The sequence below is a fragment of the Aquimarina sp. AU474 genome (assembly GCF_900312815.1).
Taxonomy (GTDB): domain Bacteria; phylum Bacteroidota; class Bacteroidia; order Flavobacteriales; family Flavobacteriaceae; genus Aquimarina.
Genome location: NZ_OMPE01000007.1, coordinates 668,709 through 675,423 on the forward strand (window position 1 = coordinate 668,709; position 6,715 = coordinate 675,423).

The 6,715-nt window shown below is 34.5% G+C and carries 5 protein-coding genes; all 5 read right to left on the reverse strand.

The genetic code is table 11. The features are described 5' to 3' along the window. Position 1 precedes the first annotated feature (1 nt). On the reverse strand, positions 2-412 hold the full coding sequence (locus DK508_RS09800) for a 6-carboxytetrahydropterin synthase (RefSeq protein WP_109300560.1): 411 nt from the start codon (positions 410-412) through the stop codon (positions 2-4). Next, complete coding sequence (gene idi, locus DK508_RS09805) at positions 409-927, reverse strand: isopentenyl-diphosphate Delta-isomerase (RefSeq protein WP_109300561.1); 519 nt, start codon at positions 925-927, stop codon at positions 409-411. Before idi ends, DK508_RS09800 begins: the two co-directional genes overlap by 4 nt. Before the next feature lie 238 nt (positions 928-1,165). Beyond that, positions 1,166-3,127: an OmpA family protein gene (locus tag DK508_RS09810; protein ID WP_109300562.1), complete on the reverse strand. Its 1,962-nt coding sequence runs from the start codon at positions 3,125-3,127 to the stop codon at positions 1,166-1,168. Positions 3,128-3,159: 32 nt separating this feature from the next. Next, a complete protein-coding gene (locus DK508_RS09815; RefSeq protein WP_109300563.1) occupies positions 3,160-4,116 on the reverse strand; it encodes a type IX secretion system membrane protein PorP/SprF in 957 nt (318 codons plus the stop codon). 50 nt (positions 4,117-4,166) lie between these two features. After that, positions 4,167-6,715 (reverse strand): Ig-like domain-containing protein (locus DK508_RS09820; protein WP_109300564.1); only part of this gene is annotated, 2,549 nt, incomplete at its 5' end.

The following is a 6,715-nucleotide window of genomic DNA, read 5'->3' on the forward strand; positions in this document are numbered from 1 at the left end:
CTTATTCTCCTTTATAAATAACAAAATTACGAGGAGTTTCATATAATGTAACCTCAAGATCATAATCCATATTAATCTTATTGCGAAGTTTTTTCCATATAACAACTGCTATATTCTCTACTGTGGGATTTAAATCCATGAATTCTTCAACTTCTTCATTAAGATTTTTATGATCCAGATAATCTTCAACTTCAGTCTTAATATACTCCTTTAAGATTTTAAGATCCATCAAATATCCTGTTTCGGGATCTATATCTCCAATTACACTAACAATAAGATCATAATTATGCCCGTGATATTTGGGGTTGCTACATTTACCAAATATCTGAAGGTTTTTCTCATCACTCCAGTCTTTACGATATAATCTATGGGCTGCATTAAAATGTGCTTTTCTACAGGCTTTAATTCTCATATTGTAATATGTGCATAAAATTTATCGAAAATGATTTTAAACCATTCTGTATATAGCTCAGGTTGTGCAGAAATATCACTCCGAACTTCTTCTAAAGGCATCCATTTCCAATCTGCTACTTCATCAACATTGATTACAGGATCCTGCTCATAAGTACCTAGTAACACATGATCATACTCATGTTCTGTAAGGCCATTATCAAAGGGAGCTTTATAGATAAACGAAACAGAGTCTTTTAATGATGTTACAAACCCCATTTCTTCTTGCAATCTTCGAGTTCCTGCTTCAACATTAGTCTCACCATCTCTTTGATGACTACAGCATGTATTGGTCCACAGACCTGGTGAATGATATTTATGATGAGCTCTTTGTTGCAGCATTAATTCATTCTTTCTATTCAAAACGAATACTGAAAAAGCTCTATGTAAGACTGCCTTTTGATGTGCCTCTAACTTAGGCATTAAACCTATTTGCTCATCATTTTCATTAACTAAAATTACTCTTTCTTCTTCCATTATTTAGTATTGGGTCAAAATTACAAAAACACTCTAGTAATTGAACTATAAGTAATCTTGTTTTTTAAGGTTATATGCCCTTAAATAAGAAACAGTAAATACGTTCAATTATTTTAGCACATAACTCTAAAACATGTAAATGTGTTGTATTTTATTGAATCAATATAGCTATTTTGATTTAATAAAAAAACACCTTACAAGTAAGGTGTTTTTTAAATATTTATAATTGTTAAGACTATTACTTTATTATTATAAACTCACTACGTCTATTTAATTGATAATCATCTTTACTACAGTTAGAACCATTACCACAGTCATTAACTGATTCTGTTTCTCCAAAACCTTTTCCTGTCAATCGATCAGATGCAACACCTTTCTCAACCATATAGGCAACGGTAGATTTTGCTCTCCTCTCAGACAATTGCATATTGTATGCATCATCCCCATGACTATCGGTATGCGATCTTACCTCAATTTTCATTTTCGGATATTCATTCATCACTTCAATCACCTTCGCTAGTTCTATACTAGCATCTTCTCTTATATAAGATTGATCAAAATCAAAATAAATAGGTTTAAGTGCTAATACTTTTGCAAGATCATCCCCAACCTCGGCAGATTTTATTCTTTTCTCTAGGGCAAGTGGTGTATCTAAGGTCTGTGTTTCGCCTGGAGTATTTACTAGTTTTTCTAAAGTAACATATTCGTCTTTTTCTGCTCTAACAAAATATTTTGATCCGCATTTTAACTTCTCAAAAATATACTTTCCATCTTCGCCGACTACTATACTCTCCACCACATTATTACTACTATCATATACCGAAATCTTAGTACCTGGCAATAACTCACTTGTATCCTTATCGGTTGTAAGGCCCGAAATTTCAATCTCACAAAAACTTCTTAGATCTTCTAACTGCAAGAAACTATAGATATCATCGCTACCTCTACCTCCATCTCGATTTGAAGAAAAATATCCTCTTTTTGAACCATTGTCCACAATAAAAGCAAAGTCATCTTGTGGGCTATTTACTGGTTTACCCACATTTACAACTAATTTTTCTTCATCAGTTTGTGGGTCAAGATTTGTAACATAAACATCTAAACCTCCCAAACCAATATGGCCATTAGAAGCAAAATACAAGTCTCCATTATCACTGATAAAAGGAAAAGTTTCTTTTCCTTCAGTATTTATTCTTTCTCCAAGGTTTTGAGGTTCTCCAAAGCTTCCATCTCCATTAATTGCTATTTTGTACAAATCCGAATCCCCTTGTCCTCCTGGCATATCAGAAGAAAAATATAACGTTTTTCCATCTGTGCTTAATGCTGGATGAGCAGTAGAATATTCATCACTATTAAATGATAGGTTTTGTGGAGTAGTCCAACCACCTTGACTATTCTTATAAGATCGGTAAATCTGTAATTTATTTGTTCCTTTTTTATCTCTACCAATCTTTCTTTTTATAAAATTATTTCTCGTAAAATACACTGTTCTTCCATCTTTTGAAAAAATCGGTGTAGACTCATGAAATTTTGAATTTATTGTACTATTAAATTTTTGGATTTCGGATAACTCACCATTTGTAGGATTATATTCAGCCTGAAATAAATCTAAAAATGCCTCATTATTCCATTGGTGCAGTGTTTTTTTGAACATCAGTGTATCTCTTGAAGAAGAAAATACTACAAATCGTCCAAAAAAGGCAGTTCCAAAATCGGTAAAAGAAGAATTTATCGAAGAGTTTTCTATTTCAAATCTTCCAGATTGAAAATCAATTCTTTCTAGATAATCAGGCTCATCATTATATAATTTTACTCTTTGATCCTGATCCGCTAATTGCGTAAATTTTTCCATATATTGATCAGCTTCATCATAACGTTCAGCCGACTTTAAAGTCTGTGCATATCTGAAATAATATTCAGGTTCTATTTCTTTAGGGTAAGTATCGATCAATTCTTTATACCATTTCTGCGCATCTTCAAACTGACTATTAAAATAATAACTGTTTGCTAAATTTTTTAGTAGATCGGCATCCTTATAGCCTTTTTTAATGATCTTTAAATACGTTTCTTGAGCATCAATATATTCGTATCTGTTATATTGATCTTCTGCTTTTCCGAGTTTTTTCTCTTGACCGATAAGAGTCTGTCCAAATAAAAGAATTAAAAAAACTAATCCTATTTTACGTAAATATTTACCCATGTTTTAATACTAATTTTTTTATTAGTTGGTTATTAAAAGAAACGTGGTGTTAGCATTCGGTTATACTTCTTAAATAATTCAAAACGTAGCATAACTTCATAACTTCCGTCATTAAATTGTGTTTGTCCTAATTGAGTAGTCTCTCTATCATACGAAAAACCAAGCATCATAGAGTCTGATATTTGAAAACCTATAGTACCTGTTACTGCAGCGCTCCAACGATAGGCTACTCCTAGAGTAAGTTTCTGATATAGTAAAAAATTTGCAGAAAGATCTACTTGCAAAGGAGCTCCCAAAACAAGCTTACTTAATAATGCAGGTTTAAACTTTAAATCATCATTTATATCAAAAACATGACCAGCGATAAGGTAATAATTTATACGCTCTTCTGCTAAAAAACTTACAGCATTACTATTCGCGTCTGTAGTACTTTCATCAAAGTGATTCGTTTCCAACAAATTAGGCGCACTTAAACCTACATAAAAACGATTGGTATGATAATATACTCCAACACCAACATTAGGGCTAAATTTGTTATCAATATTATTCTCAAATAAAGCATCGTTACTATTAAATTGAGTTAATCGTTGAAAATCAACATTCAATAAATGACCACCTGCCTTTAATCCAAAACTTAATTTACCATACTCAGATGTAGGTATTGTATATGAGAAATCTATATCCAAATAAGTTTCATCGGTTGGTCCTATTTCATCATTCACAATAGATAAACCTAAACCTAATCTTTCACTGGTTCCTAAAGGTGTATTAAGTGTTAAGGTTTGAGTTCTAGGCGCACCATCTAAGCCTACCCATTGACTACGATGAAGGCCCATTATACTCATCACTCCACGGCTACCAGCGTATGCGGGGTTTACCGTAATAGTATTATACATATATTGCGTATACTGTGCATCCTGTTGCGCATGTCCTTGAAAGGAGAAAAACCCGAACACTCCTAGCATAAATATAATTAGTAGTCTATTCATTCGTATTTTATTTGATTTAGGGAATAACAAATATAAACTATTCCAAATAATTAATTATTGATATATAAGAATCCAGCTTTCTGCTTAAGAATACCACTTGCATTTTCATATTCTAAAACATAATAATAGGTGCCAACTGGTAACTTATCATTCTTAGATACTGTAGTTCTTCCTTCACTAATTCCAACAAAGAATCTCGCTCCTGGTTGCTCATACCCATCTTGGTCAAATACCAGTACTCCCCATCTATTGAAAATTCGCAATGTATTCTTAGGGAAATTACTTAGTCCAACTATTCTAAATTCATCATTTACTCCATCTCCATTAGGACTTAGACCTGTATAGACTACAATTTCACCATCTGATACGATAACCGTTACAGTTTCATCTTCAAAATCACCATCATTATCCAAATCAACGTCGGTATCATTTAATGGATCATCAGACACATCAGTAACATCTATACCATTAGGATCTTGTCCTGTTACTGTAGCTTGATTCGTTACGCTACCAGAAAGTAAATTCTCTTCAGTCAAAATATATGTAGCACTAAAACTATCATTATCTACCTCTCCCGCAGCAAGATCAATCGGACCTCCTTCTATTACAATTCCTGGTAATGGATCTGCAAGAACAATATTTGTAATATCTACATTACCCGTATTTTCTACAATGAATTCATATCTAATTTCATCTCCAGCGTTTGCAACTCCATCATTATTGGCATCAACATATATACCAGTTTTTCTTAAATCTAAATTTGGTAATTGCTCAATCATAGTAATTGTTGGATCATTCGTAGGATTACCATCATTATCTTCGTCTACTGTTTCATCTCCACTATCTGATACATCAACAACATCATTTCCGGTTGGATCTTGTCCTATTACCGTTGCACTATTCATAACTTCACCAAAATTGATATCTGCTTGAGTTATGGCATATGTTGCTGTTGCAGTTCCTGACTCATTAGGTGCTAATGTACTTGGAGTAATTGCCAAACTTACACTTCCTGTTAAAGGATCATCTATTGTAATATTATCAATTACAACATTTCCAATATTTGCAACAGTGAATGTATACGTAATTACATCATCAACCTGAGTTCCATCAATCTCAGAAGTCTTTATTAAAGACAGGAGAGGGTTCGCAACTTCTCCAACTGTTACCGTTACTGTAGCAGTATCGCAGCTTGGAGGCGTGTCATCATCACAAAGTGTATATGTAAATGTATCATCTCCTACAAAACCTGTTGGTGGTGTATATGTAAATGTACCATCTCCATTATTTACTACCGTACCTCCATTTGTGCTCGTTACATCAAAAGCTGTAATAGTTGCATTGTCTACAACAGTGTCATTGTCTAATACATTACCTGTAGTAACTGGTGTATCTTCTGTGGTAGTTACGGTATCATCTACTGCTACTGGGTTACCCTCATCTCCTACAGTTATTGTAACTGTTGCCGTAGAACAACTTGGTGGAGTATCATCATCACAAAGTGTGTATGTAAACGTATCATCTCCTACAAATCCAACAGGTGGGGTATACGTAAATGTACCATCTCCATTATTTACTACTGTACCTCCATTTGTGCTGGTTGTATCAAAAGCTGTAATGGTAGCATTATCAATAACAGTATCATTATCTAATACATTACCTGTAGTTACTGGTGTATCTTCTGTGGTAGTAACAGTATCATCGACTGCTACTGGATCACCTGCATCACCAACAGTTACGGTAACCGTTGCTGTGGAACAAGTTGGTGGAATATCATCATCACAAAGCGTATATGTAAATGTATCATCTCCTACAAATCCAACAGGTGGAGTATACGTAAATGTACCATCTCCATTATTTAACACCGTACCTCCATTTGTACTTGTTGCATCGAAGGCTGTTATGGTAGCATTGTCTATAACAGTATCATTAGTTAACACATTACCTGTAGTCACTGGCGTATCTTCTGTTGTGCTAGCTGTATCATCAACTGCTATTGGATTGCCAGTATCATTTACAGTAATATTAACAGTTGCTGTAACAGTACTACCGTCAACATCTGTGATAGTGTAAGTAAAACTATCTGTACCACTAAATCCTACATCCGGTACGTATTGGAAAACACCATCGCTTACCTCAGTTACTGTACCATTACTTGGACCGGTAGCCAGTGCAAAATCATCTCCATCGCCTCCATCACCACCAATATTGTCATTGGTCGAAACATCGATCTGATTGGCAACTCCTGCAGTACTATCCTCATCAACGGTTAAACTATCATCGTTAGCTGTTGGACTATCATCAACACTCGTTACATCAAAAGTAACCGTAGCCGTATCTGTATCTCCATCTGCATCCTCAATCTCATAGGTGATCGTTACTGGACCATTATAGTCTAAGGCTGGTGTAAAGTCAATCGTATCATCTGTAGGATCATTCGGGGTACCTCCATTATTCACTACGGCAGTTCCTACTGTCGCTGGAATAGCAGTTACATTGATTGTTCCAGTACTTGGACCATCGCCTCCAAAACTATCATTGCCTAATACTGCAATGTTAGTCGTTCCACTATCCTCTGCAACATCGGCAGGTGTATCAT